Consider the following 668-nt stretch of genomic DNA (forward strand, 5'->3'; position numbering starts at 1 on the left):
CTAGCTACCAAAAGGAGGCCCCCCGGCTCTGCCGGGGAGGCAGTAGAAGTTTGACTTTTCAGGAGGTTGTCCACCGTAGAGACTTTCAATCGTGAGCCGCCAAGCAAACGAAAGGAAGAAACACGATGGACAAGTATGAAAGTTTGAGTCACACGGCCTGGGATTGCAAATATCACGTGGTCTTCATCCCCAAGTGTCGAAGGCGAACGCTGTACAAGCAGCTACGCGAACACCTGGGTGAGGTATTCAGAAAGTTGGCCGCGCAAAAGGAATGCAGGGTTGAAGAGGGGCATCTGATGCCCGATCACGTGCACATGATGCTGTCGATCCCACCGAAGTACTCGGTGTCGCAGGTGGTGGGCTTTATCAAAGGCAAGAGCGCAATCCACCTTGCGCGGGTGTACGGAGAGCGAAAGCGCAACTTCGTGGGTCAGCACTTCTGGGCGCGAGGGTACTTCGTCTCGACGGTGGGACGCGACGAAGCGGTGATACGGGAGTACATCCGAAACCAGGAGAAGGAAGACGAGAGGTTGGACCAACTCGGTCTATGGAGGTGAGTAGCCACCGATAGGTGGCCCCAAGAATGAGGGGCCGCGTTAGCGACCCCTTACAGCCGCTTTGAGCGGCTCACATCCCGAATGCCCCCGGCTTTGCCGGGGGATGGTTAC

Annotated in this window: 1 protein-coding gene; it reads left to right on the forward strand. The window is 56.7% G+C overall.

The window, feature by feature from the left end; all coding sequences use genetic code 11:
- Positions 1–125: 125 nt before the first annotated feature.
- Positions 126–557, forward strand: a complete 432-nt coding sequence (tnpA, locus tag IHV84_RS20225) for an IS200/IS605 family transposase (RefSeq protein WP_026437438.1) — start codon at positions 126–128, stop codon at positions 555–557.
- Positions 558–668: the final 111 nt, after the last annotated feature.

Source organism: Acidovorax sp. IB03, assembly GCF_016406015.1.
In the GTDB taxonomy this organism is placed as follows: Bacteria; Pseudomonadota; Gammaproteobacteria; order Burkholderiales; family Burkholderiaceae_C; genus Acidovorax; species Acidovorax temperans.

Coding starts and splice junctions, on each gene's coding strand:
- tnpA (WP_026437438.1), top strand. CDS start 126: ATGGACAAGTATGAAAGTTTGAGTCACACGGCCTGGGATTGCAAATAT.